The sequence below is a fragment of the Kocuria carniphila genome, assembly GCF_004136555.1.
In the GTDB taxonomy this organism is placed as follows: domain Bacteria; phylum Actinomycetota; class Actinomycetes; order Actinomycetales; family Micrococcaceae; genus Kocuria; species Kocuria carniphila.
Genome location: NZ_NOIT01000004.1, coordinates 200,792 through 221,679, shown reverse-complemented (window position 1 = coordinate 221,679; position 20,888 = coordinate 200,792). Strand labels below are relative to the sequence as shown.

The following is a 20,888-nucleotide window of genomic DNA, read 5'->3' as shown; positions in this document are numbered from 1 at the left end:
CTAACGCAAAAATCAGCCAATCAGTGGATACATCCCCTGATTGGCTGATTGACTGCCGTACTTCCTACTTTCGCAGTGACTTCTCCAACGGGATGCTGCCGTCCTGCCAGGGCAGAACAGCCCAAGCCAGCAGGTATGCCGCGATCCCGATGACCGGCAACAAGAAGGACAGCAGAATCAGCAGGCGGACCACCCACACGTTGACGCCAAATTGGCGGGCGATACCTCCGCCGATGCCCGCGACGAGTCGTTGCGGTCCGCGTCGGAAGCCGAGATTGCGCATGGATTCGAAGAATGAGTTCATGCCGTCAACACTACGCACTCTTGACGGTTGAGACAGTGGGGGTGACCCCCGGAACTCCCTGGATACACGTCAATTAGTCGCGCCCCGGGCAGCTTCCGTCAGGAGTGCCCTCTTGCTGAGTGGATGTCTGAGGGTAGCCGTACCGTGGAGCCCATGAACCATCCCGATCTGGCCAGAACCCCTTCGAGCATGTAATGACTATCCTCGAAACCCTGCCCCCGCGCCGGATCAGTCTGCCGACCGCGCGGCGCATTGCGCTGACGGCACAGGGGTTTCTGGACCCTCCTCCGGTGGCTGGCAAGGTGAGTACTCGTCATCTGCAGCGAGTGATCAACAGAGTGGGCGTGATCCAGATCGACTCGGTCAACGTGCTGAGCCGCAGCCACTACCTACCCTTCTTCTCACGCCTCGGCAGCTATGACAGAGCCAAACTGGATCAACTCCGAGATCGCCACCCGCGGCGGCTGGTCGAATACTGGGCGCACGAGGCCAGTTTGATCCCGCCAACGACCTGGTCCTTGATGGGGTTTCGGATGGATCGCGCCAACCACGAAGCCTGGGGAGGCATGCGCGGTATCCAGCAGGAGCACCCGGACCTTGTGCAAGCAGTTCTGACGGAAGTCAGTGAGCGAGGCCCCATAACCGCCAGAGAATGCAAGGCCGCTCTGAATGTGGACATTCCCCGCCGTGAGGGGGGCTGGGGTTGGAACTGGTCTGCCGTTAAGACCGCCCTCGAGTACCTTTTCTGGTCCGGGAAGATCACGAGTTCAGGACGTAATGTCCAGTTCGAACGCGCCTACGTTCTGCCAGAGTTTCTCCATTTGCCCCGGGAACCAGTGGATCCAGACATCGCTCATCGCGAGTTGGTGCGCATCGCCGCACGGGCCCACGGTATTGGGACCGCGCGGTGCCTCCGAGACTACTTCCGACTTGGAGCTGCAGAAACCAGCCGCGCCCTAGCATCTCTGGTGGCAGATGGAGAGCTGGAGATCGTGACGGTCCCTGGGTGGTCGGATCGCGTGTACCTGGACACCTCGGCTCGGATCCCGCGGAAAGCTCACGTAGAAGCCCTCCTCAGCCCCTTCGATTCGCTGATTTGGCAACGGGAGCGCACCGAAGCCTTGTTCGGTATGCGCTACCGCTTGGAGATCTACACACCCTCCCATCGGCGCATCCACGGGTATTACGTACTGCCGTTCTTGTTCGGAGACACCCTGGTAGCCCGGGTGGACCTGAAGGCGGACCGGCTTGCCGGTCAACTCCTGGTGAAGCGGTGCACGTGGGAGTCCGATGCCCCAACTGAGGCCGTTCCCGCGCTGCGGCATCACTTACAGACTCTGGCGCACTGGCTCGGTCTTGACGAGGTCGTTCATCCCCAGCCGGACGCCCAATAGGGAAAGAATGGAGCCATGCCTGAATTGCCTGAGCTGGATGCAGTCGTCGATCAACTCCGGGACCGCCTGGTGGGTCACCGCCTTCGAGATTTCCAGGTGGTCGCCTTCAGCGTCCTGAAAACTGCGGAGCCGCCCCATATGTCTTTGGTCGAGCGGGAGCTGACAGGGGTGTCGCGCAGAGGCAAGTTCTTGTTGCTCGAAGCAGAAGGGCGATTCGCGGTCACGCACCTAGCCCTGGCAGGTTGGCTGAAACTCGGGGAGGCGCACCTCAGCGATAGGCCGCCGGCCAGATCTGGTCCGCTGGCCGTGCGGTTGGACTTCCACGACGGCGCTCGCCTCGACCTCACGGAGCAGGGAAAACGTAAAGGCATGGCTCTTTGGATCACTGATGCACCGGATTCCCTGAAGCGGATCCAGCGATTGGGCCCTGAAGTGGATGTGGTCACCGTGGAAGAATTTGCGGAGAAGTTAGGCGCGACCTCCTCACGGCTGAAGACTGTTCTGACAGATCAAACTGTGATGGCCGGGATCGGCAATGCCTGGTCGGACGAAATCCTGCACCGCGCCAAACTCTCCCCGTTTGCTGCAGCCAACAAGCTGACGGGGGAACAAGTAACAGCGCTTCACACGGCAGTCCAAGAGGTGCTGACCGAGGTCCGTGACGCTCTGACCAATGTGCCGCTGGATCGTATCAAGGCAACGAAAAAGTCGTTGTTCGGAGTCCACGATCGCGCGGGGCAGGCCTGCCCGGAGTGTGGTGGGACGGTGGCGGAGGTGTCCTACGTGGACCGCTCGATGCAGTACTGCCCCATATGCCAAACCGGCGGCAAAAAGCTCAGCGATCGCAGAATGGACCGACTCCTCAAATAGTATTCAGCGGCGCCAACCGCTGACGTCGCACTGGCCGTTCGCGTTGTGTCCCACTGCCAAGAATGAGCCGTCCGCGCATAACGCCAAGGTGTGAGCCGAACCTGCAGCAACAGCCACGACGTTGCGCCAATCGCGGACATCGCATTGCCCGTAGCTGTTATCACCAGTGGCCAGCACATTGCCATCGTGAGTGAGGGATACGGTGTGCCGACTGCCCGCGGCAATGGCGGCCACGTTCCGCCAGGAGGACACCGAGCACTCGCCGGCACCGCTTGCTCCAGCTGCCACTACGGTGCCGTTGTGGCGCAGACCAACTGTGTGCAGGTATCCCGCAGAGACAGCAATCAACCCGTTCCACGCGTGAGTCTCGGATTGGCCTCGTTGATTGCTTCCCGCGGTCACTGCGGTCCCGTCGGAGCGAAGCCCCACTGAGTGCCAATCGCCGCACGCGATCGCGACGACCTCCGTCCATTCGCCGACGTCGCATTGGGCCTCAACATTGCGCCCCGTCGCAATGACCGTGCCGTTCCGACGAATCCCGAGTGTCCGGCGCCAACCAGCGGCAACGGTCGTCATGTCACGCCATTCCTGCACCTCGCACTGGCCGTCGCCATTCCAGCCCGTGGCTATCACGGTTCCACCGGAGCGCAGCCCCACGGTGTGGGAACGGCCCGTATTCGTTGCAGTGTGAACGTTTCCTGCTGCCACGCCGACGACGCCGCTCCACCCCAGCACCTCGCATTCCCGGGCCCCGTTGTGCCCGGTGGCCAAGACGGTTCCATCGGACCGGACTGCCACTGAATGACGTCGGCCAGCGGCGAGGACGCTCACAGAAACTGGACCGGACAAGATGACGGAAACGGAGCGGCGTCGTCGGTCAATAAGGAAGAGGTGAACTCAGCCCTCGTGACGGAAGCCCACCTTGATGGTGACCTGCCAATCCGCAACCTTGCCGTCCTTGATATGACCGCGGACCGACTGAACCTCGAACCAATCCAGATTCCGCAGTGACTTGGACGCCTCTGCCAGCGCGTTGCTGATGGCGGCGTCGCTGCCCTCAGGGGAGGTGCCGACGATTTCGGTGATGTTGTACACGTTGTTGGACAAGGTTCCTCCTGAAGTGCGCCCCGCTGTCGCGGACCCGCAAGCGATCCTGCGTGTGATGTACACCACACTACTGGACTGGCTTGGGCGGGCGCAGGAGGAAGGACAAAGTCTCATGGGAGGAAACTGCGGCTAATTTCCCCTGGGAGGGACTTATGGCTCGTCACAGACTTGGGGTCTGAGGCCCGCGAGCGTCACTCGTTGTGATCGACGAGCTTGTCGTGCGTCTAATTTTCATCATTCGTCTCGATCGTCTGAACGATGGAGGCTCGCACGGTCAGGACCTTCTTGGTGCGGGATGCATCTGCGTAGAACACGAAGTATTCACCTTCGTCTCGGTAATTGCGCGCTTGAACGGTCTTTTCAAACGTGCCCGGCTGGCCTAGGTCTTTGTTAATGCTGAAGGTGGTCATGTGGTTCGTCCTAACTGATCAAAGTCAGATGGAGTTGGGGCGGCGCAGCTAAGGCGCGGTCAATCAATGATCATGTTCTCACCTCGAGACCGGAGGTCCGCCAGACCGTCCCGCATGGCCTGGATCTGCTCCGGAGTGTGCCCGTTCCAATCCTTCAGTTCCGACAGAATGCGAACGGCCTCTAAGGTTCGGTAGGAACGGGTGGGGTTGCTGGGGAACCGTTTATCGGTGACATTCGGATCATTTTCGATAGGTCCGGTCGGCTCTACGACATAGATCCGTCCCGGGCCGTCACCTGTCGCGAGTTCAGCTCCCCAGGCCGCGGCATCCAGAGTTTCGGTGATGTAGATGTGGCGCAATGCGCGACCATCCTCGAAGTTCGAGGCGTATCCGGGCGTCAACAGCTCTCCCGGGACGAGCTGGGCCTTAGTGCCGTGGAGGTAAGTGCCTTCCTGAAAGACGTCAAACGGAGTTGGTGCAGTGGTCATGAGTTTCCCTCTCAGCCGGGAGAATTCCGTGCGTGACGTGGACATGTCACCACGGCAAACCTCTTTGAGCTACGAACAGGCTGGCCGACACGGCCGAGAAAACGAGGAACGACGTGCCCATGAGTGGGCCGACCAAACGACTGGTCGGCTCGGAATTCTTGCGGAATCGCGGGACGAGCAACAGCAGTCCGGCAAGTTGAACGACGCCCAGAACAGCAAGAGCCCAGTCGTCGAAATACAAAGCGAGTGGGATCAAGTGAAGGGCCACGATGAGCGCGACCCACCAGGCCATCCATCGTGCCTGTCGTCTCCTCCACAGGACTAGACATCCAACTCCCGCGGCAAGAACCTCCAAGAGGACCACCAGGCCGAAGCTCCAGTAAGCGCCGTCGAGAGCCGTACCGTCGCTCCAAAGCTTGGCAACCGCCACTCCGAAACCTCCGGCGAAAACCAGACCCAGGACTGATCCCGCTCCGAGCCAGCCCCGCCAGCGAGCCGGCGGATCTTCCTGCCCCCAGCCGAACCAAACGAACGCCATCAGCCCGAACCAGGCAATCGTGAACGCGTGATCACGGGCGAAGTCGGTGAGCATTGAGTTACCTGCTTCCCGCGGCGTTGGAGCCTGTAGGACCACAGTAGACCTCATGTCCAGGCCGGGGCATTCGCCGGACAGGCCAAAACCCGACGTGCTGCCCCTACAAGTCGATCTGGCGTTCATGACCGCCAACGTCGCCCAGGTTTTCCTCACCGACGAGGACTGGTTGGGCACCCTTACCGCTGCCCATTCCGCCCTCCGCCCGGGCGGCCGCCTCATCTTCGAATCGCGCGATCCCGAACGCCGCGCCTGGGAGAACTGGACCCCCGACAGCACGCGTGAGGTCATCCGTACATCCCACAACGGCGAGGTCGAAACCTGGGTTGAGATCACCCACCTCGACGGCGCCTTGGTCACCTTTGATTCGCCCACCATCTTCCACAACGACGGCGCTCGCATCGACTCCACGAGCACCCTGCGGTTCCGCAGTCGAGACGAACTCACCGCATCACTGAAACATGCTGGATTCACCGTGGAGGACGTCCGCGACGCGCCGGACCGGCCGGGCCGAGAACTCGTCTTCGTGGCGCGCAAGAACTAAAGAGCGCGGACTCCAGTGAGGCCGCGAGCGGCGTCGTAGTTCAACGACGCTGCGTCAGGGCGCTCCCTCGGTGCGATCGTCCATGAACTGGGCCGCCACGATAACGGCCGTGGAAGTGAGTGCGATGATGATGCCGGGCCAGTGGGTGACTGACAAGAACAATGCGCTCACGCCCAGTCCAAGCACGGTGATCAGGCCGAGGCGGGGCCGCAGGGACAGTCGCCACTTGGCGCGGGGAGCGGTCCAGATGGACCAGATAATGACGATGCCGACCAAAAGCGCGGCCGCGGCGAGCAACCGCGCGGGTCCAATGACGAGAGTCCAGCCCGCCCACGCGGCGCAACTCCACAGCACCAGTTCGCCCAGAAATGCAACGAGGTGCCACGGGGTCATGTGGAATTCATCGCTCACATGACAACAGTGCCTGACTACGGGTGATGTCGGAAGGCTTATGTGATGAAAGTGGCCCTTCACAGATGAGCATGGGTAGGGGTCTTGCGCCACGGCCGGTGTCCGCCGGCGGCGAGCAGGGCGCGTAGACGGTAGTTCTCGAAGTTCCGGAACCCGCGGGCGACCCTGCGCATCGTCTCGATCACCCCGTTCACGGCCTCGGTGGGCCCGTTCGAGGCCCCGGCGGTGTCGAAGTAGGCCAGGATCGCGGCCTTCCACCGCCGCAGAGTGCGGCCGAGCCGGGCGACCTCCGGAATCGGGCAGGTGGGGAACGCATCGAGGACCTCGGCGACGAGCCGGCGCCCGTGCTCGGGGCGGGCGTGGTAGACGGCGCGCAGCTTCTGGTAGCAGTGCCAGGCCAGGGTCACCTCATGGTGCGGGTCCCCAGCCACCAGCTTCGCGTTGAGCCGGGTGATCTGCTTGGCAGTGAGGTGCTCGGCGCCGATCTGCAAGGTACGGCGGATCCCGTAGAGAGGGTCCCCGGCCCGGCCTCGGTGGCCGAGGGTGTCCTGCTGCACGCGGCGACGCACCTCGTCCACGACCTGCCCACCGAGCTTCACCACGTGGAAGGCGTCCAGGACGGTGATCGCCTCCGGGAGCTCGTCGCGGATCGCGTTGGCGTAGCCGTGGAACGGGTCCAGCGTCGCCGTGCGGATCCCGCTCGTGAACCCCGGCCCCTGGGTAGCAAGCCAGTCGCCGTAGGCCGCCCCCGTGCGCCCGGGCACCAGATCCAGCAACCTCGCCCGGGGCCGGCCGTCCTCACCGCGGGAGTGATCCACGATGCCGGTGACCAGCCCGGTGCCGGGCGGACCCACATGGCGCCAGACGTGCTCGTCGACGCCCAAGGCGTTGACCCCGGCCAGCCGGTCCTCGGCTGTCAGCTGGGTCTCGATGACGGGGACGATCGCGTGCCAGACGGTGTTCCAGGCGACCCCGAGCATCTCGGCCAGGGCCGAGACCGCGATGTCGTGGGAGCGCAGCTGCGTCACCGCCCAGGCGATCGCGCGGGTGGTGAGCTTGGCCCGTGGCGCGGCGAGTTCGTGGACCTCGCTGAACGTCGAGATCTCGCAGGCATCCTCCCGGCACCGGAGGATCCGCTTGCGCCACAGCACCCGCACGGGCACTCCGGCACACGGCAGATCGTGGAGCAGGACCTCCCGCCGGCCGTGACCGGTGGCGAGCACCCCGCATCCTGGGCAGCCCGCCAGCGATGAGGCGGTTTCCGCCACCACGGTGAACGAGCGTGGCCCGCGTTCCACCGTCAGGACGTGGACGTCGGTCAGGTCGAAGAGCGCGCACGCGGGTGCGCAGATAGCATGAGACACGTCGAGGCCTTCAAGGATCAGGTTGCTTGGTCGCTACCCATCCTGGAGGCCTCGACCTCTACCCAGGCCTCACAACACGCGCTCCGGAACGTCCCCGCGCACCCCGCTACCCATGCTCATTTGTGAAGGGCCATGAAAGTGCACCCAGGATGCCTCCTGAGTGCACTTTCGTCACTTAACACTGTGTTGATCAGAGTTGATCAGAGTCAGTCAGCGACCTTCGCCACCAAGCGGCCCTGCGCTGTGCCGTCGATCAGCTGCTGAATGCCGTCCGCGATCTCTTCGAAGTCGATCTCCGAAATGACCGGGGTGAGATCTCCGGAGGCCATGTACTTCATGGTCTCCAGGATGTCTTCCTTGCTGCCACCCTGCGAGCCGACCAGTTCCTTGCGGCCGAGGATGAGCGGGTAGATATCGATGGTGGCTTCCAACTTGCCCATGCCCACCTGCACCACGCGTCCGCCGCCGGACCACTTCACGACGTCCAGTGCTTCCTTGGTAGTCACGCCGAAGCCGGCGTAGTCGATGATCACGTCGAGCTCGTCGTCGGCGAACTCCGCGATGGACTTGGCCACCTTGACGGCTCCGCCTTCACGGGCGCGATCCCAGACCTTTTCGTTGATCTCCGCGACGTACACCTTGGCGCCGCGCAAGTGAGCAACTCGGGCGCCGATCTGGCCGAGGCCACCGAAACCGATGATGCCAACCTTCATTCCGGCCTCAACACCGCCGGTGGTCAAAGCGCCCACGGAGGTCATGCCGGCGTCGGTAGCGGCGGCTGCTTCAGCAAAGCTGACTCCTTCGGGCATCGGAATGAGTGCCTCGACCGAAACTTCCGCGCGGTCCTCCCACGCGCCGTTGACCATGTAGCCCATGAACTCGGCCATGGGGGTTACGGCAACCTTGTCGCCGACCTTCCAATCGGTCACGCCCTCGCCGACCTCGCTGATCACGCCGGCGGTCTCATGACCCGGGACGACCGGAAGTTCCTTCATGTTGGCGAGCCACTTCTCGTCCTCCATGATGCCCACGTCAGAGTGGCACAACCCGGCGGCCTTCACGTCAATGACTACCTTGCCCGGTCCTGCGGTGGGCTCGGGAATCTCCACGCGCTCGAACGGTTTGTGGGTACCAACGAAATGCCATGCCCTCATGGTGTGCTCCTACTCGTCATCGGGTGTGAACACTTCCATTCTATGAAAGTTCCGCGTCAATAAAGGGCTGTGAGACCCTTCTCACTACCGGCTGCTGACTCCGATGGCCTTACCGAACGTGGACTGATCGGTCACAGCGGCAAGCATGTAGGCAGCAAGATCCGCTCGCGGAATCGAGCCGCTCAGCTTGCCGTCCTGGTCAGCCTCCAGAGCCTTGACCTCACCCGTTGCGGGCTTGTCCGACAGCCCGGAAGGACGCACGATCGTCCAGTCCAAACCGGACTTCTCGACCGCAGCCTCCTGCTCATTGTGGTCCGCCAGCGGTTTGGCCAGCACGATCGGCGTGATCAGGTTCAGTGGCGCCGAGAGCTGTGACGCAGAGTCACCCGCACCCAGCGATGACTGCACGATCAACCGCCGCACGCCAGCTTCCTTCATCGCGGCGATCACGGTCCTCGTCACCGTGGCACGCTGGTTCTCGACGCCCTTGGCCCCACCGACGGTAACGACGACGGCGTCCGCGCCAGCAATTGCCTTACGCACGGCTGCAGAGTCGGTCGCGCTGCCGACGACGCTCCGCACGTCCCCGGGTACGTCACCACTGCGGGACAGCACGGTGACCTCGTCCCCGGCTTGGAGCGCTGCTGCTCCCACGTAGGCCCCGGTGCCCTTCGAGCCGCCGATGATCGTGATTTTCATGGTGTCCTCTTTCCGCCAGTGGGTTTTATTCGTCTCCCCAAGCTCTATCAAGCTGACCTGCAGGTTTTCCGGACGATTCAACGCAAACTTAATGCCCACGACCGTTGTCTCTGGGCCATCTCGATGGCATCATATACAGCATCAGATGATGTAGGTTTCGGTGATCATGGAGGATTTCATGCGCACGACGGTGAACATCGATGATGAACTGCTGGCTCAGGCCAGTGAGCTGACCGGGATCACTGAACGGTCGGTGCTCTTGCGTGATGGTTTGAAGTCGCTTATTCGAGTTGAAAGCGCAAAACGACTTATTGCACTGGGGGGAAGCGATCCGGAGGCTACGGCTGCTCCGCGTCAACGTGGGCAAGGCGCATGATTCTGGTCGATACCTCGATGTGGATCGATCATCTTCATGGGTCAGAGCCAGTGATGCTGACCCTTCTCGAACAAAACCAAGTCGGCTACCACCCATTCGTTGTTCAGGAGTTGTCACTGGGATCGATCAGGAATCGAGATTCCGTACTTGGGATGATTGAAAACCTTGAACAGTTTCCAATGATGAGTCATTTGGAGACCATGACTTTGGTCCGCAGTGGGCAACTATGGGAGCGAGGATTAAGTGCGATTGATGTACATCTCCTCGGATCCGTGTCATTAGTTGGTGGAGCTAGGCTGTGGACGAGAGACAAACGGCTCCGCAAAGCGTGTGAAGACTTGGGCGTTGGCTATTTGGAACAAGCATGAGGGGACGCAACCGCTACCGCGTGGCTGCTTCTCTGCACGATCATCACAGCACGCTGCGACTTCATCCCACCTACAAATAACTGGTGCGAACATGTCACTTTCACCCTCACCACTCCGAACCTGCAAGACTTGAAGCTCTGCTGAACGAAGGGAAGACCATGGAAGACTCACCGAAGACCCAGCCCACCAACCCGCAGAAGGGGACTCCTTGGGGCCTCGTTCTGATCATGATCGGGTTCTTCTTGGCCACCGGACTGGTGATTGGCATTGGCGTTGTTTCGCTGGATCTTGGACTCGGCGGCTGATAGGCCTCACAACCTGAGCCCTTACGGGGCCGGAGCTGTCATTCCGGATTGCTGAGCACGCCAACGGCGGCACGTGAAGATCCCAAGACCACGGCGGGCGGTCACCTTCAACTCGAAGGTGACCGCCCGCCGTCGTCGGCTGTGGTGCGAAGTTAGTTCGCGAAGGTGTCCTGCAGGTTTCCGTTGCCGGTCCACAAGGCGATGGAGTCGCCACCGTTGTTGAGCACGTTGGCGGTGCCGTTGTTGTAGTAGGCGTCCGCGCGGTTGGTGCCCGGGCCGGTGTAGACGCGCAGCTGCGCGCCCGGCGCCAGGACGTAGCCGTTGCCCACGGTGAGCTGGGTATTGGCAGCGTCGCGAATGATGTATCCGGAGACGTCGATCGTGCGGTTGGTGGTGTTCTGCAAGATCACGTGCTCGCCGGTTTCCGGCTGCAGGTCGTTGCCGGGCACATCGTTGATCGAGTCAGCGATCTGTACGCCCGTGTTTTGCGGGAACGGCTTCTGACCGCGCTCATGGCGGGAGAATTGAATGGGGAAGTCGCCGGTCACGCGGTCGACGCCCAGCGCCACCATCTGGTCATAGGCCTCGGTGGAGTTCACGGTGTAGACGCCGATGCCCATGCCCGCGGCCTTCACCCGCGCCACGCCGGCGGCGTCCAGGTTCCGGTAGCTCGTGCCGAAGTGATCGGCGTACGTGGCGATCTGCGCCAGGGTTGCGGAATCGGGCACGGTGCCGATCAGCTGCTGGAGGGGAACATCAGGGGCGAGCTCGGCGAAGCGCTGGGTGGACGCGGGGTCGAAGCCCAAAACCTCGATTTGATCGTTCTTCAGCAGGCGATTCCAGTCGCGATTGTTCTGCAGCGAGTCCGCGACGACCTTTTCAATGCCGGGGGAGTTAACCGGCGACTTGATCTCGATGAACACGCCGATCTTGTTGTTGGCGATCTTGGCGGCATCATTGAAGTGCGGAATCTTCTCGCCCACGAACTTGTCCGAGAAGTACGAACCCGCATCAAGCTGCTGCAGCTCGGCCCAGGTGAACGAGGTGATCGGGTCGTTCTCGCGGCCCGGGAACACGTCTTCCACGTTGGTGGTGCGCGCGGGGGTGTCGTCGTGGAAGAGGAACGGTACGCCGTCCGCGGAAAGCTGCACATCGATCTCAAAGTAGTCCGCGTGCGAGGACCGCGCGTCCTTGAAAGCCGACACCGTGTTCTCGGGGGCAGTACCTGCCGCGCCGCGGTGGCCGATCAGCAAAGGTTCGTTCGCCGACGACGCCGCCCGCGTCTCGTTCTTCGCCGCAGCCTCCGCTGCCGGGCGGGTATCGGGCTGTGCGTAAGCCGGTGCGGTGATTGGTGCCAGGACGGCGACGGACAGCGCCGCGGCCGCCGTGGCCTTGGAGATGCGGCCGAAAGTGCGGTTGCTTCTAGTGTTCACTGTGAACCTTTCGTTCAAGAACTTCGGGCAACTCGAGACCAACTTGACGGTGTATTCCCCCAGGTCCCGAGCGTGTCAGCAGGATCAACGGTGCTTGAAGAAACTGACGGCCAAGAAGCCACGGGGTGACCGGCACATGAAGAAGTAAACTGAGTTGAGACCCCAGGGGACGCGCGAAAGCCTGAATGAACTCGCATTGAGGTCGGGGCAGTTGCGCAGGGGTGCATCGAAACAGAGAGGGCAACCCAATGGGTGCCATCACGATCGAACAAATAATCTCCGCAGACGGATTCGCGGCCGAGTCTGACGGTGGAATCGATTTCTTCGAAGCGGCCGACACTGTCGATGCGCCGGAATCATCAGGTCCGGTGAGCGAGCAGGATTCTGAGCAACTGCATTGGCTCGAATCGGTCGACGGCATCATCCTTGGGCGGCGGACCTATGAAATGTTCTCCAAGTTCTGGCCAATGGCAGATCCCGCCGAGAACCCTGTTGCGGGCCCCATCAATTCGCTACCCAAATACGTGGTGTCCAGGTCGCACTCACTATCGGGCTGGTCACCTCTGATGCACATCCTGCCAATCCGTTGGAACTACCCCCGCAGCTCCTCCGCAATACCCCGTCCCGCCTCACGGCCGGAGAACATGCAGCCGCCCAGGAACGTGCCCTCCAACGAGCGGTAGCCGTGCATCCCGCCGCCACCGAAACCCGCGATCTCGCCCGCGGCCCACAGTCCAGGAACGGGCGAATGGTCCAGGCCCTGAACGCGCCCGGACAGGTCCGTCTGCAGGCCGCCCAAAGTCTTGCGCGTGATGATGTTCAACCGCACCGCGATGAGTGGTCCTGCCTTCGGATCGAGAATTTTGTGCGGTGATGCCGTTCGCGCCAGCCTCTCGCCGCGCGACCGTCGAGAGTTATGGATCGCTGAAACCTGCAGATCCTTAGTGAACGGGTTGTCCATCTCGCGGTCTCGCGCCACGATCTGTCGCTCCAAGTCCGCGAGCTCGATGAGCGGTTCGTCAGTCAGTGCGTTCATGCCTGCCACCAGCTCGCTCAGGGATGACGCCACCACAAAATCCTCGCCATGCTTCTTGAACGCCTCGACCGGACCAGCCGCGCCGGGCAGCACGCGGCTCAGGGTGAGTTTCAAATCGCGGTCGGTCACGTCCGGATTCTGCTCCGATCCGGACAGCGCGAACTCCTTCTCGATGATCCGCTGCGTCAGCACGAACCACGTGTAGTCGTACCCGCTGTGGCCGATCGCCTTGAGCGTCCCCAGCGTGTCGAAACCCGGGAAGTTCGGCACAGGCAGCCGCTGACCGCGCGCGTCGAACCACAGAGAAGACGGCCCGGGAATGATTCGAATCCCGTGATCAGGCCAAATCGGATCCCAGTTGGTCACACCTTCCGTGTAATGCCACATCCGGTCGCGATTCACGATCCGACCGCCGGCGGCCTCCGCGAAGCCCAGCATGCGGCCGTCCACGTACTCGGGCACCCCCGTGATCATCTTGCGTGGCACTTGCCCTAACCGCTCGGGCCAGTTCGCGCGCACCAAATCCTTATTACCGCCGATCCCACCCGCGGTGACGAGCACAGCAGGGGCCGTGAACTCGAATGCCTCGAGTTCCGAACGGTTGGTTGCGGCCCCGCGCGGAGCGGTGTCGGGAGCCAGTACGACGCCGCTCACGCCGTCGACGGCGCCGCCAGACTTCACGAGCTCGTCCACTCGATGCCGGAACGCGAAGGTGACCAGACCGGCGTCGTGCGCATCTCGCACGGCCCGTTCGAAAGGTGCGACGACGCCCGGTCCCGTTCCCCATGTCAAATGAAAACGTGGCACCGAGTTGCCGTGGCCGTCCGCGAGATACCCGCCCCGCTCGGCCCAACCCACGATCGGAACCCAGCGCAGACCACGACTGTGCAGCCACGAGCGTTTCTCACCAGCAGCGAAGTCCAGGTACGCCTGGGCCCAGCGGAAGCCCCAGTAATCTTCCCCGGCGGGGTCATCCACGTTGCGATCGAAACCCGCGCTACCGAGCCAATCCTGCATGGCCAGCTCGGGGGAATCCTTGATGCCCATGCGGCGCTGCTCGGGGGTATTCACCATGAAGAGCCCACCCAACGACCAATGTGCTTGGCCACCCAGGTTGGCTTCTGACTCTTGATCGACCAGCAAGACACGCAGTCCCGCACTGGTCAGTTCCGCGGTGGCTACCAGACCGGCGAGACCGGCTCCCACCACAATGACATCGGCGTTCATGCGATTCTCCGTTCTACTTCTTGGATCGGTCCAAGGCCACACGCACCAGGGCGGAGGCCAACCGCGGTAAGTCCTCGGATGACACCAAGCGACTCAAAGAATCCGGGTTGTCCGGCAGCTCGAGCTTGCGCGCGCCATCCAGGGCCTTCTTATCGAAGAACGGAGCCATGATCGGCCACACTCCTTGAACCTCGCGAGCGAAAATTGCTGCGCCCGTCGGGCCGATGCCCGGGAACTCCTGCAACCGTTTCAGCACGTCCTTGGGATTCTCGGATTGCTCTCGCAATTGCCTCAGGTCCCCGCCGTAGGTGTCGAGAAGGAGGGCGGCGCCGTCGCCGAGCATGGTGGAAGTGCGTTCGTCGTAGCGGCGGTAACCACCCCGGCCGAGAGCGTCGACGCGTTGTTGCCAGGTGGCGTCGCGCATTTTCTCGGGCGTGGTGAAGCCACTGTTGATGAGCTCGTGAGCCGTCGCGACGGCAATAGTGGCGCTGATCCTGGTGGATAACAGGTTGGCCAGGACTAGGAGCTGAAACAGGGGAGCGGGGGTGTCCTTGAGATGGATGCCCGCTTCCTGGGCGTAGGTCTGTCCGTGCTCGTCCAGGAGCTTGTTGACGATGTCCCGGTGGCTCATGAGGTCAAACCTACTTCCGTGGCTGGGGCACAAGAATATCCACAGGTAGGCGCGTAGGGTCAGCAGCATGATGAAACGTGTTTCTTTCAGCGGAATGCTGTTGAGGCACGCGCCGCTCATCGTGGTGGAACTGGTGTTGCTGGTGTCATTCATCGGGGACACGGCGGGCGGGAACCCTGAAAGTGCGGTCATGGCCATGGGGCTGCTGCAGGTGTCCCTGAGTCCGTTGGTGATTGAAGCCATCGCGCGGGTTCGCATCCCGCTGTATCTTCAGCTGCTCTACGCCGTGCTGATTTTCACCGGCGGATACATGGGCAGCTACTTGCGGTTCTACGACGTCTGGCAACCGTGGGACACCATCGTCCACTTCTATTCGGGCATCATGATCGCGCTGTGGGCGGATTACATTCTCCGCGCTGTCATGCGCAAGCACCGATTCCAGATGCCGCGGTGGCTTCACGCGACCGTGGTCACGTCATTCAGCGCACTGGTGGCCATGCTGTGGGAAATCGGGGAGTTCGCGGCGGATCAAATGATTGGATCACGGGCGCAGATCGATAATTACGACACCATGATTGACATGATCACGGGCACCTTGTCCGCGCTGATCGTCGCCGTCATGTTGGTGCTGAGGTCTCCAGAACGGTTTACCGAACGGGCAGAATCGAGAAACAGTTCAATTCGTTAGAGACAGCCATGGATCCAATCTCCCAAGCATTTACGCGTATTAAACGAACAGACTTCCTCCCTGTGGAAGCTCACCGGTTCGCGTTCGTGGACGCCCCGTTGAGCATTGGGCACGGGCAAACCAATTCCCAACCGAGCACAGTCAGGGCCATGCTCAAACTGTTGGATGTGCAGCCCGGCCATCGCGTGCTGGATGTGGGAGCCGGGTCCGGATGGAGCTCGGCGCTACTGGGCCACCTGGTCGGGAGCCACGGTGAAGTGATCGGTGTCGAACGCATCCCCGAACTCGTCGACCTGGCCCGGGCCGCGAACGCACGACAAGGCCAGCCGTGGGTACAGGTCAGGCAAGCAATCGAGGGTGCGCTCGGAGCCCCGGAGGAGGCGCCCTTCGATCGAATTCTCGTCTCCGCCATGGCGCATGCCCTCCCCGAGCAGCTCGTGGAACAGCTGGGGGAGAGCGGCGTCATGGTCGTTCCGGTGGCGGACGAAATGCTGCGTGTGCGCCGTCGTCAAAAGGGCGTGAAGGTCACCCGCCACGGGCAGTTCAGGTTTGTGCCGCTGCGCGAGGATTGAACCGCCTACCGCGGCAGCAAAGAGGCGACTACTCGATGACACCGCACGCCAGGCGACTGCCCGCATCGCCGGTGGACCGAGTGTCCTCGTCCGCGCCGTCGGCAGCGTAGCGTTCGGGAATGTTGGCGTAATTGTCCGGGTCGGAGTGAATCATGAGCGCGGAACCGTCATCGTCCATCAGGTTGTCCCTGGTGAGCCGATCCGTCTGGAACGTCAGCTTGGCCTCGCCTGACTCCATGACTAGCAGCGCGGGAAGGTCGCCTGCGTGCTCGGGGTGCCGGGCGTCGTCGCCGCCCAAGTGACCACCCGCGGACAGGAACGCACCGGTCTCGGACGGGTCATCGGGCGCGGAACTCTCCGCCTCGCACACGCCGTTCGCGTGCACGTGGAACCCGTAATAGCCGGGTTCCAGTCCTGAGAGTTCGGCCGAAACGACCATGGCCTGGTCATTGTCTTCCGCTGAGGAGAATTCCACGGTGCCCAAGTCAGCGCCGTCGGCATTCTGGACGTCCGCCGTAGCGATGGTTTCGGGTTCCGACGCCGCCGCGCTCGTCTCTTCGGAGCCCGTTTCCTCTCCGCCGCCACCGCCTGCGTTGTCGCCGCACGCGGCGAGCGTGAGAAGTCCCGCCAGACCCAGGAAGGCCATGCCGGTTCGGGCTCGAGAGATCTTCTTTTGGGGGGCGCCAGCCAGGTCAGTCGAATCGGTCGGGGAAGTCAGTTCACGCTCGTTCATGGCATCTCCTCATCGTCGGTCCGCTGGGCCGGCGCGTTCGGGAAGTGATGCCGACCGCTCAACGGTGTGGCAACTCCACGCTACGCATGACGCATGTCACAAGCGAGGGTGACCAGGAGTATTACGACTCCTTGGAGCCGATGTTCACACCCCAGTCGACCCCGAACCGATCGCGTAACCCGCCAAAGGAGTCACCCCATTCCTGCTTCTCAAGCGGCATCTCCACCGTGCCACCCTGAGCGAGTGCGTTGAAGAATTCGGTCATGCGCTGTTCGTCGTCGCCCCAGATGCAGACGTTGATACGACTGCCTCCCGTGACGCCGCCCGGGTTGTCGGAGGCCATGAGACTCGACCCCATGTCGGTGTCGAGCTGACCATGCATGACCCAGTCAGGGGTGTCCTCGACCATGCCGAAGTCTCGAAAACGCGTGATCTTGAGGTCCCCGCCAAAGACGGAGTGGTAGAACATGAGCGCTTCTTCTGCCTGGCCTTCGAAGCCGATGTATGGGGTTGCCTGAATCATGGTGTCTCCTCTTTCTCTAGGCGGAGTAGTTGTCCCCGCTCGTCACGCAGCCAGGATGTCCCGTACGAGTCGACGAAGGCAATACCTGTGACCATCCAGCCGGGGTTGTTGGTCACAGGTCGCAATCTGGAGTGGACTTTTTCTTCCACGCGGGACTGGGTTTCAGGAAACTTCCACGGGAACTTATCGTCTTCTATTGCCGCGTAATCACCAGGGGTCAGCACGGACATCGTGAGGGGTTTCTGAGTTTCAGGCGTGTCCCTCTTAGTTTTGGAGTATGTACTGAGTACCTTGACATCGAAAACTGGCGCATTGGAGCTGTTGTGGATCAGCAGTCCCTTGGGCGATGGCTGGTCGGCGGGAGTGTCATAAGTAACGCACCAGGCCGCAATTTCGCTTGCTTGCTCTTTCTCTCTCCGATCAAGTGCAACTTCATCGCGCTTGCGTTCTACGTCAAAAAGGCGTTTAGAAGTCAGACCCGCCCAAACGGCGGCAATTAGTGCAGCCGCTGCCACTAAGACGGAGATCCACTCCGGAACTGTTCCCATCATGTTTGCTCCTCAACTCTGGTCATTCTCGAGGGAAGATTCAGCCATCACTTTACGAGCCCATGGTTGTCCTGACTAGGGAAAACGCAATTATTTCCATGCGTTTGAGATTGAAACTCGCAACTCGTCAGTAATATGTGATTGAGACCTTTCGAATGCCACTCACCTCCAACGCTCGTCGGCAACCGTGAGGCCGAGAAGTCCCCGTAGGCGAAACAATGAAAGAGGGCTAACCCATGAGTGACCAAGTATTGAACAGTGGGTGGACGTTCACATCTCAAATTGACACTCCCCATGACATTCCAGAGCTGCTCGTTCCCGGCGAAACCCCTGTCGTTTCCTTCAAGACCGTACGAGATACTGCGACGTTCACGAACAGGCGACTGATAGTCCGTGATGCTCAAGGTTTCACAGGGAAGAAAGTTGAGACTTACTCGATTCCGTACTCGAGTATCAACATGTGGTCCACGGAAAACGCCGGAACGATCGACCTGAATGCCGAGATTGAACTGTGGACCCGGGCGGGTCGGATCAAGATCAACGTCGGACGCGGTATCGATGTGCGGAAGCTCGACCATCTCATCGCACAGTCTGTTCTGGGTGCATAGGACACTCTGGAGTCGGCCCTGGCCTCGTTATTGAGTCCGGGGTTTACTTCTGCCCGCCATTGGGCCACCGCCGGGCGACCTCACATCCTTAACCAAAACGTGACCCCCTACTCCCCGGTATTTGCTTATGCTAATTTTTTATCAGGGCAACTGAGGGTCGACGTAGGTCGCGGAGGGCTCACTTGCCGCAGCACTACTCGCTAAGCGAGGGCTAATCATGAATACTCCCACCCCCGAATCGCAGAATCTCCCCGCGCCAGGTTCGGTCGAGTACGCCAACCTTGCCCAGACCGGAAGCGCACCGCCGCTTCCATCGGAGCCTGGAATCACTCTCGCTCCTGTGGAGCCGGACACGTCCGAAGAGCCGATGCGCGAACCCATGGGTGGGCCAGCGCCGTCGGCGGACCGGCCGGGAGTGCACCCGCCGGCCGGTTTCCCGTGGTGGCCGCCGCGGCCAGTCCCGTTGCCGGGAGTTGACTCGGGGCTGGGGTTGAAGAAGTTTCGTGATCGCCTCCCACAGCCAACCATCATTCGCGCGTGGCGTCGGCCGGCGGGCAGTCCCATTCGCGTTCGTGCCGAACTCGGGCGAGTGCAGTTCCACGCGGACATCCCGCCCGCCGAGGCGTGGACCTACGAGGGCGGCCTTCCCGGCCCCACGATCGAGGTCCAGCGGGACCGCGCCGTGCGCATCGATTGGGAGAACGGGCTGGAACGGGGCGGCAAGGCGCTGAACTTGCCGTACGACGTCGTACGCGTGCCCGCACTGCCTCCGTTACCTCCCGGGCAGCCCGGGGTCAACGCAAACTTCCGTGCCGCCGCTCTCCCGGGCGGTCGGGCCGCGGATAAGGGCCCCGGCGAGGATTCTTATCCGCGACTGGACCATACCGCCGAACTCACCGCCGCCACCGTGGTCCATCTCCACGGCGCATTGACGGACGGCCACAACGATGGCTGGGCCCACAACGTGAGCCTGCCGGGCGGTGTCACGCGCTGTACCTACCCGAATCGTCAAGAATCAACCACCCTCTGGTATCACGATCACGCCATGGCGGTGACCAGGTTCAACGTATTCGCGGGTCTTTCAGGGTTCTACATCATTCGGGACGAGCAGGAAGCGCGGCTTCGCTTGCCGTCGGGTGAGCGTGAGCTGTTCCTCGGTATCGCGGATCGCAATCTGGAATCCGAGGCGGGCGCGCCGGCGGGGACCATCAAGTTCACGGGGCGTGCCCTGTACAAGCAGGCCGGCTTCACGGGTTCCACCGGGATCAAGGGTGAAATTCCCGTCAGCGCACCGTTCAACATGGTTAACGGCAAAATCTGGCCCACCAAGGACGTGGACGCGTGCTGGTACCGGCTGCGGTTGCTCAACGGCTCCAGTTCGCGGATCCACCGTTTCTCCATCCACGACACCACGGATGAGAAGTTCACTCCGACAAAGGACATCCCCAGTACGGACCCTGCCTTCGGTGCGCGCCGCAAGACCGATGCGCTGGTGGTCATTGGTACGGACGGAGGCCTACTGCCTGCGCCCTTCATTCCCCAGGACGGGATCGTGGACATGGGCCCGGGCGAGCGGGTGGACGTGCTCGTGGACTTCTCCAAGTACCGCGGCCGGACCCTGGAGCTGCGCAATGAGAACGGCACGGCACTCAATGCTCAACCGGGGCAGGCAGACGCAAGCGTCATGCAGTTCCGCGTGGATGATCGCCGCGTGCTCGACCGGTTCCGGCTCCCCGGCGTTCTCAATGGGGAGTACGTGCGCTACCGCCACACGGATGACGGCAAATTGATCATCGGTGACCGAGTGATCGACCATCACGCTCATGCCTGGGTGGCCGTGGTTCCTCCCGGTATCGGGGGCTCCGTGCACCCAGAAATGTGGGAGCTGCGTGAGCTTGCGGAGGGCGAGGACCCCGGCACCGCGGAGGTGATCCGGGTGACCCGCGCGGACGGCAAGGTCCTCACGTTCAAGCCGGCGGCCAAGTTGTTCGACGAATCCCTGACCATCAGGTTCTCCGAAGGTGACTGGGCCGTCTGGAACATCCTGCATCTCGGTGGTCCGGCGCATCCGATGCACATCCACATGACCGAGTTCCAGATGCTCAATCGGTGGCAGTGGCCGCTCGGTCCCGGTGGGTCGGTGCCCGGCTTCAACCTCGCGACGGCTTCAACTTCCAATCCGTTGCCCGTTCTCGGAGCCGGTCGCCCGGTGAGTCCGATGACCGCGGGTATGAAGGATACGTGGGTTATTCAACCGGGGGAGTGGGTCCAGGTGCTCGGTGACTTCACCGGCGCCACGGGCAGTTTCATGTACCACTGCCACATTCTGGATCACGAGGACCACACGATGATGCGGCCCTTCACGGTGCTGCCCAAGAGCATCATGGCCTTCCACGATGTGCACGGTGGTGGTCATCACTAGGGGATGTGGTCAGGGCGGGCGTGGGCGCTTACGATGCCATTAATTGTCAGTAGGCTTCTGAATAATCAGTAGGCTTCCCAC

Annotated in this window: 26 protein-coding genes; 10 read left to right on the top strand and 16 right to left on the bottom strand. The window is 62.0% G+C overall.

The features are described from left to right. Positions 1-64: 64 nt before the first annotated feature. Entirely contained in the window at positions 65-304 is a 240-nt protein-coding gene (locus EWV37_RS04620; protein WP_129700097.1) for a PspC domain-containing protein, read from the bottom strand. Between the two features lie 194 nt (positions 305-498). Here EWV37_RS04620 and EWV37_RS04615 point away from each other — a divergent pair, with 194 nt between their 5' ends. Together EWV37_RS04615 and EWV37_RS04610 are read left to right on the top strand one after the other, a co-directional pair. Next, positions 499-1,698: a winged helix-turn-helix domain-containing protein gene (locus EWV37_RS04615; protein ID WP_129700095.1), complete on the top strand. Its 1,200-nt coding sequence runs from the start codon at positions 499-501 to the stop codon at positions 1,696-1,698. A gap of 15 nt (positions 1,699-1,713) precedes the next feature. Then, complete coding sequence (locus EWV37_RS04610) at positions 1,714-2,568, top strand: Fpg/Nei family DNA glycosylase (RefSeq protein WP_129700093.1); 855 nt, start codon at positions 1,714-1,716, stop codon at positions 2,566-2,568. A gap of 3 nt (positions 2,569-2,571) precedes the next feature. On the opposite strand, the gene EWV37_RS04605 is transcribed toward EWV37_RS04610, so the two are convergent. From EWV37_RS04605 to EWV37_RS04585, 5 genes are all read right to left on the bottom strand, one after another. Beyond that, a complete protein-coding gene (locus tag EWV37_RS04605; protein WP_129700091.1) occupies positions 2,572-3,399 on the bottom strand; it encodes an RCC1 domain-containing protein in 828 nt (275 codons plus the stop codon). A gap of 66 nt (positions 3,400-3,465) precedes the next feature. Continuing rightward, entirely contained in the window at positions 3,466-3,675 is a 210-nt protein-coding gene (locus EWV37_RS15525) for a dodecin (RefSeq protein ID WP_193554300.1), read from the bottom strand. 224 nt (positions 3,676-3,899) lie between these two features. Continuing rightward, positions 3,900-4,085 (bottom strand): hypothetical protein, encoded by a 186-nt coding sequence (locus tag EWV37_RS04595; protein WP_129700087.1) that lies wholly within the window; start codon positions 4,083-4,085, stop codon positions 3,900-3,902. Positions 4,086-4,144: 59 nt separating this feature from the next. Next, a complete protein-coding gene (gene arr / locus EWV37_RS04590; RefSeq protein ID WP_129700085.1) occupies positions 4,145-4,573 on the bottom strand; it encodes an NAD(+)--rifampin ADP-ribosyltransferase in 429 nt (142 codons plus the stop codon). 46 nt (positions 4,574-4,619) lie between these two features. Next, entirely contained in the window at positions 4,620-5,165 is a 546-nt protein-coding gene (locus EWV37_RS04585) for a hypothetical protein (protein ID WP_129700083.1), read from the bottom strand. Positions 5,166-5,289: 124 nt separating this feature from the next. Here EWV37_RS04585 and EWV37_RS04580 point away from each other — a divergent pair, with 124 nt between their 5' ends. Beyond that, positions 5,290-5,709 (top strand): hypothetical protein, encoded by a 420-nt coding sequence (locus EWV37_RS04580; protein ID WP_129700081.1) that lies wholly within the window; start codon positions 5,290-5,292, stop codon positions 5,707-5,709. A gap of 54 nt (positions 5,710-5,763) precedes the next feature. Here EWV37_RS04580 and EWV37_RS04575 read toward each other — a convergent pair whose 3' ends face one another. The 4 genes from EWV37_RS04575 to EWV37_RS04560 all read right to left on the bottom strand — a co-directional run bounded on the left by EWV37_RS04575 (position 5,764) and on the right by EWV37_RS04560 (position 9,337). Beyond that, positions 5,764-6,102 carry a DUF2568 domain-containing protein gene (locus EWV37_RS04575; protein WP_129700079.1) on the bottom strand — a complete coding sequence of 113 codons (339 nt, stop codon included), beginning with the start codon at positions 6,100-6,102 and terminating at the stop codon, positions 5,764-5,766. Positions 6,103-6,179: 77 nt separating this feature from the next. Next, the gene (locus EWV37_RS04570) at positions 6,180-7,505 is read right to left on the bottom strand and encodes an ISL3 family transposase (RefSeq protein WP_129700077.1); all 1,326 of its coding nucleotides are present in this window, start codon (positions 7,503-7,505) and stop codon (positions 6,180-6,182) included. 185 nt (positions 7,506-7,690) lie between these two features. Beyond that, the gene (locus EWV37_RS04565; RefSeq protein WP_129700075.1) at positions 7,691-8,638 is read right to left on the bottom strand and encodes a zinc-binding dehydrogenase; all 948 of its coding nucleotides are present in this window, start codon (positions 8,636-8,638) and stop codon (positions 7,691-7,693) included. 84 nt (positions 8,639-8,722) lie between these two features. Next, positions 8,723-9,337 carry an NAD(P)-dependent oxidoreductase gene (locus EWV37_RS04560; protein WP_129700073.1) on the bottom strand — a complete coding sequence of 205 codons (615 nt, stop codon included), beginning with the start codon at positions 9,335-9,337 and terminating at the stop codon, positions 8,723-8,725. Positions 9,338-9,503: 166 nt separating this feature from the next. On the opposite strand from EWV37_RS04560, the gene EWV37_RS04555 reads away from it, so the two are divergent. The 3 genes from EWV37_RS04555 (at position 9,504) to EWV37_RS15465 (ending at position 10,386) form a co-directional block, all read left to right on the top strand. Further along, the gene (locus EWV37_RS04555) at positions 9,504-9,713 is read left to right on the top strand and encodes a type II toxin-antitoxin system VapB family antitoxin (RefSeq protein ID WP_238663061.1); all 210 of its coding nucleotides are present in this window, start codon (positions 9,504-9,506) and stop codon (positions 9,711-9,713) included. Continuing rightward, positions 9,710-10,081: a type II toxin-antitoxin system VapC family toxin gene (locus EWV37_RS04550; RefSeq protein ID WP_129700071.1), complete on the top strand. Its 372-nt coding sequence runs from the start codon at positions 9,710-9,712 to the stop codon at positions 10,079-10,081. The genes EWV37_RS04555 and EWV37_RS04550 overlap by 4 nt, the downstream gene beginning before the upstream one ends. A 158-nt stretch (positions 10,082-10,239) precedes the next feature. Continuing rightward, positions 10,240-10,386, top strand: a complete 147-nt coding sequence (locus EWV37_RS15465; protein WP_158222920.1) for a hypothetical protein — start codon at positions 10,240-10,242, stop codon at positions 10,384-10,386. 152 nt (positions 10,387-10,538) lie between these two features. Here EWV37_RS15465 and EWV37_RS04545 read toward each other — a convergent pair whose 3' ends face one another. From EWV37_RS04545 to EWV37_RS04530, 3 genes are all read right to left on the bottom strand, one after another. After that, positions 10,539-11,819, bottom strand: a complete 1,281-nt coding sequence (locus EWV37_RS04545) for a glycerophosphodiester phosphodiesterase family protein (RefSeq protein WP_238663060.1) — start codon at positions 11,817-11,819, stop codon at positions 10,539-10,541. A 592-nt stretch (positions 11,820-12,411) separates the two neighbouring features. Then, positions 12,412-14,082, bottom strand: coding sequence for an FAD-binding dehydrogenase (locus EWV37_RS04535; protein WP_129700065.1), 1,671 nt, complete (start codon positions 14,080-14,082; stop codon positions 12,412-12,414). Positions 14,083-14,095: 13 nt separating this feature from the next. Further along, positions 14,096-14,713, bottom strand: a complete 618-nt coding sequence (locus EWV37_RS04530; protein ID WP_095797525.1) for an HhH-GDP family DNA glycosylase — start codon at positions 14,711-14,713, stop codon at positions 14,096-14,098. A gap of 67 nt (positions 14,714-14,780) precedes the next feature. On the opposite strand from EWV37_RS04530, the gene EWV37_RS04525 reads away from it, so the two are divergent. Both EWV37_RS04525 and EWV37_RS04520 read left to right on the top strand, forming a co-directional pair. Next, positions 14,781-15,401, top strand: a complete 621-nt coding sequence (locus tag EWV37_RS04525; protein WP_129700063.1) for a DUF2238 domain-containing protein — start codon at positions 14,781-14,783, stop codon at positions 15,399-15,401. Positions 15,402-15,409: 8 nt separating this feature from the next. Continuing rightward, entirely contained in the window at positions 15,410-15,973 is a 564-nt protein-coding gene (locus EWV37_RS04520) for a protein-L-isoaspartate O-methyltransferase family protein (protein ID WP_129700061.1), read from the top strand. Between the two features lie 28 nt (positions 15,974-16,001). Here EWV37_RS04520 and EWV37_RS04515 read toward each other — a convergent pair whose 3' ends face one another. The 3 genes from EWV37_RS04515 to EWV37_RS04505 form a co-directional block, all read right to left on the bottom strand. Beyond that, positions 16,002-16,706 carry a superoxide dismutase family protein gene (locus tag EWV37_RS04515; protein ID WP_095797522.1) on the bottom strand — a complete coding sequence of 235 codons (705 nt, stop codon included), beginning with the start codon at positions 16,704-16,706 and terminating at the stop codon, positions 16,002-16,004. Positions 16,707-16,827: 121 nt separating this feature from the next. Then, positions 16,828-17,229 (bottom strand): VOC family protein, encoded by a 402-nt coding sequence (locus tag EWV37_RS04510; RefSeq protein WP_095797521.1) that lies wholly within the window; start codon positions 17,227-17,229, stop codon positions 16,828-16,830. Further along, positions 17,226-17,780, bottom strand: coding sequence for a hypothetical protein (locus EWV37_RS04505; RefSeq protein WP_095797520.1), 555 nt, complete (start codon positions 17,778-17,780; stop codon positions 17,226-17,228). Before EWV37_RS04505 ends, EWV37_RS04510 begins: the two co-directional genes overlap by 4 nt. Before the next feature lie 233 nt (positions 17,781-18,013). On the opposite strand from EWV37_RS04505, the gene EWV37_RS04500 reads away from it, so the two are divergent. Beyond that, positions 18,014-18,385 (top strand): PH domain-containing protein, encoded by a 372-nt coding sequence (locus tag EWV37_RS04500; protein WP_129700059.1) that lies wholly within the window; start codon positions 18,014-18,016, stop codon positions 18,383-18,385. Positions 18,386-18,602: 217 nt separating this feature from the next. Beyond that, positions 18,603-20,807 carry a multicopper oxidase family protein gene (locus tag EWV37_RS04495; protein ID WP_202976182.1) on the top strand — a complete coding sequence of 735 codons (2,205 nt, stop codon included), beginning with the start codon at positions 18,603-18,605 and terminating at the stop codon, positions 20,805-20,807. Positions 20,808-20,888: the final 81 nt, after the last annotated feature.

Coding starts and splice junctions, on each gene's coding strand:
- EWV37_RS04560 (WP_129700073.1), bottom strand. CDS start 9,337: ATGAAAATCACGATCATCGGCGGCTCGAAGGGCACCGGGGCCTACGTG.
- EWV37_RS04595 (WP_129700087.1), bottom strand. CDS start 4,085: ATGACCACCTTCAGCATTAACAAAGACCTAGGCCAGCCGGGCACGTTT.
- EWV37_RS04575 (WP_129700079.1), bottom strand. CDS start 6,102: ATGACCCCGTGGCACCTCGTTGCATTTCTGGGCGAACTGGTGCTGTGG.
- EWV37_RS04535 (WP_129700065.1), bottom strand. CDS start 14,082: ATGAACGCCGATGTCATTGTGGTGGGAGCCGGTCTCGCCGGTCTGGTA.
- arr (WP_129700085.1), bottom strand. CDS start 4,573: ATGACCACTGCACCAACTCCGTTTGACGTCTTTCAGGAAGGCACTTAC.
- EWV37_RS04580 (WP_129700081.1), top strand. CDS start 5,290: ATGACCGCCAACGTCGCCCAGGTTTTCCTCACCGACGAGGACTGGTTG.
- EWV37_RS04510 (WP_095797521.1), bottom strand. CDS start 17,229: ATGATTCAGGCAACCCCATACATCGGCTTCGAAGGCCAGGCAGAAGAA.
- EWV37_RS04615 (WP_129700095.1), top strand. CDS start 499: ATGACTATCCTCGAAACCCTGCCCCCGCGCCGGATCAGTCTGCCGACC.
- EWV37_RS04525 (WP_129700063.1), top strand. CDS start 14,781: ATGATGAAACGTGTTTCTTTCAGCGGAATGCTGTTGAGGCACGCGCCG.
- EWV37_RS04530 (WP_095797525.1), bottom strand. CDS start 14,713: ATGAGCCACCGGGACATCGTCAACAAGCTCCTGGACGAGCACGGACAG.
- EWV37_RS04565 (WP_129700075.1), bottom strand. CDS start 8,638: ATGAGGGCATGGCATTTCGTTGGTACCCACAAACCGTTCGAGCGCGTG.
- EWV37_RS04520 (WP_129700061.1), top strand. CDS start 15,410: ATGGATCCAATCTCCCAAGCATTTACGCGTATTAAACGAACAGACTTC.
- EWV37_RS04555 (WP_238663061.1), top strand. CDS start 9,504: ATGGAGGATTTCATGCGCACGACGGTGAACATCGATGATGAACTGCTG.
- EWV37_RS04495 (WP_202976182.1), top strand. CDS start 18,603: ATGAATACTCCCACCCCCGAATCGCAGAATCTCCCCGCGCCAGGTTCG.
- EWV37_RS04550 (WP_129700071.1), top strand. CDS start 9,710: ATGATTCTGGTCGATACCTCGATGTGGATCGATCATCTTCATGGGTCA.
- EWV37_RS04500 (WP_129700059.1), top strand. CDS start 18,014: ATGAGTGACCAAGTATTGAACAGTGGGTGGACGTTCACATCTCAAATT.
- EWV37_RS04515 (WP_095797522.1), bottom strand. CDS start 16,706: ATGAACGAGCGTGAACTGACTTCCCCGACCGATTCGACTGACCTGGCT.
- EWV37_RS04585 (WP_129700083.1), bottom strand. CDS start 5,165: ATGCTCACCGACTTCGCCCGTGATCACGCGTTCACGATTGCCTGGTTC.
- EWV37_RS04505 (WP_095797520.1), bottom strand. CDS start 17,780: ATGATGGGAACAGTTCCGGAGTGGATCTCCGTCTTAGTGGCAGCGGCT.
- EWV37_RS15465 (WP_158222920.1), top strand. CDS start 10,240: ATGGAAGACTCACCGAAGACCCAGCCCACCAACCCGCAGAAGGGGACT.
- EWV37_RS04610 (WP_129700093.1), top strand. CDS start 1,714: ATGCCTGAATTGCCTGAGCTGGATGCAGTCGTCGATCAACTCCGGGAC.
- EWV37_RS04620 (WP_129700097.1), bottom strand. CDS start 304: ATGAACTCATTCTTCGAATCCATGCGCAATCTCGGCTTCCGACGCGGA.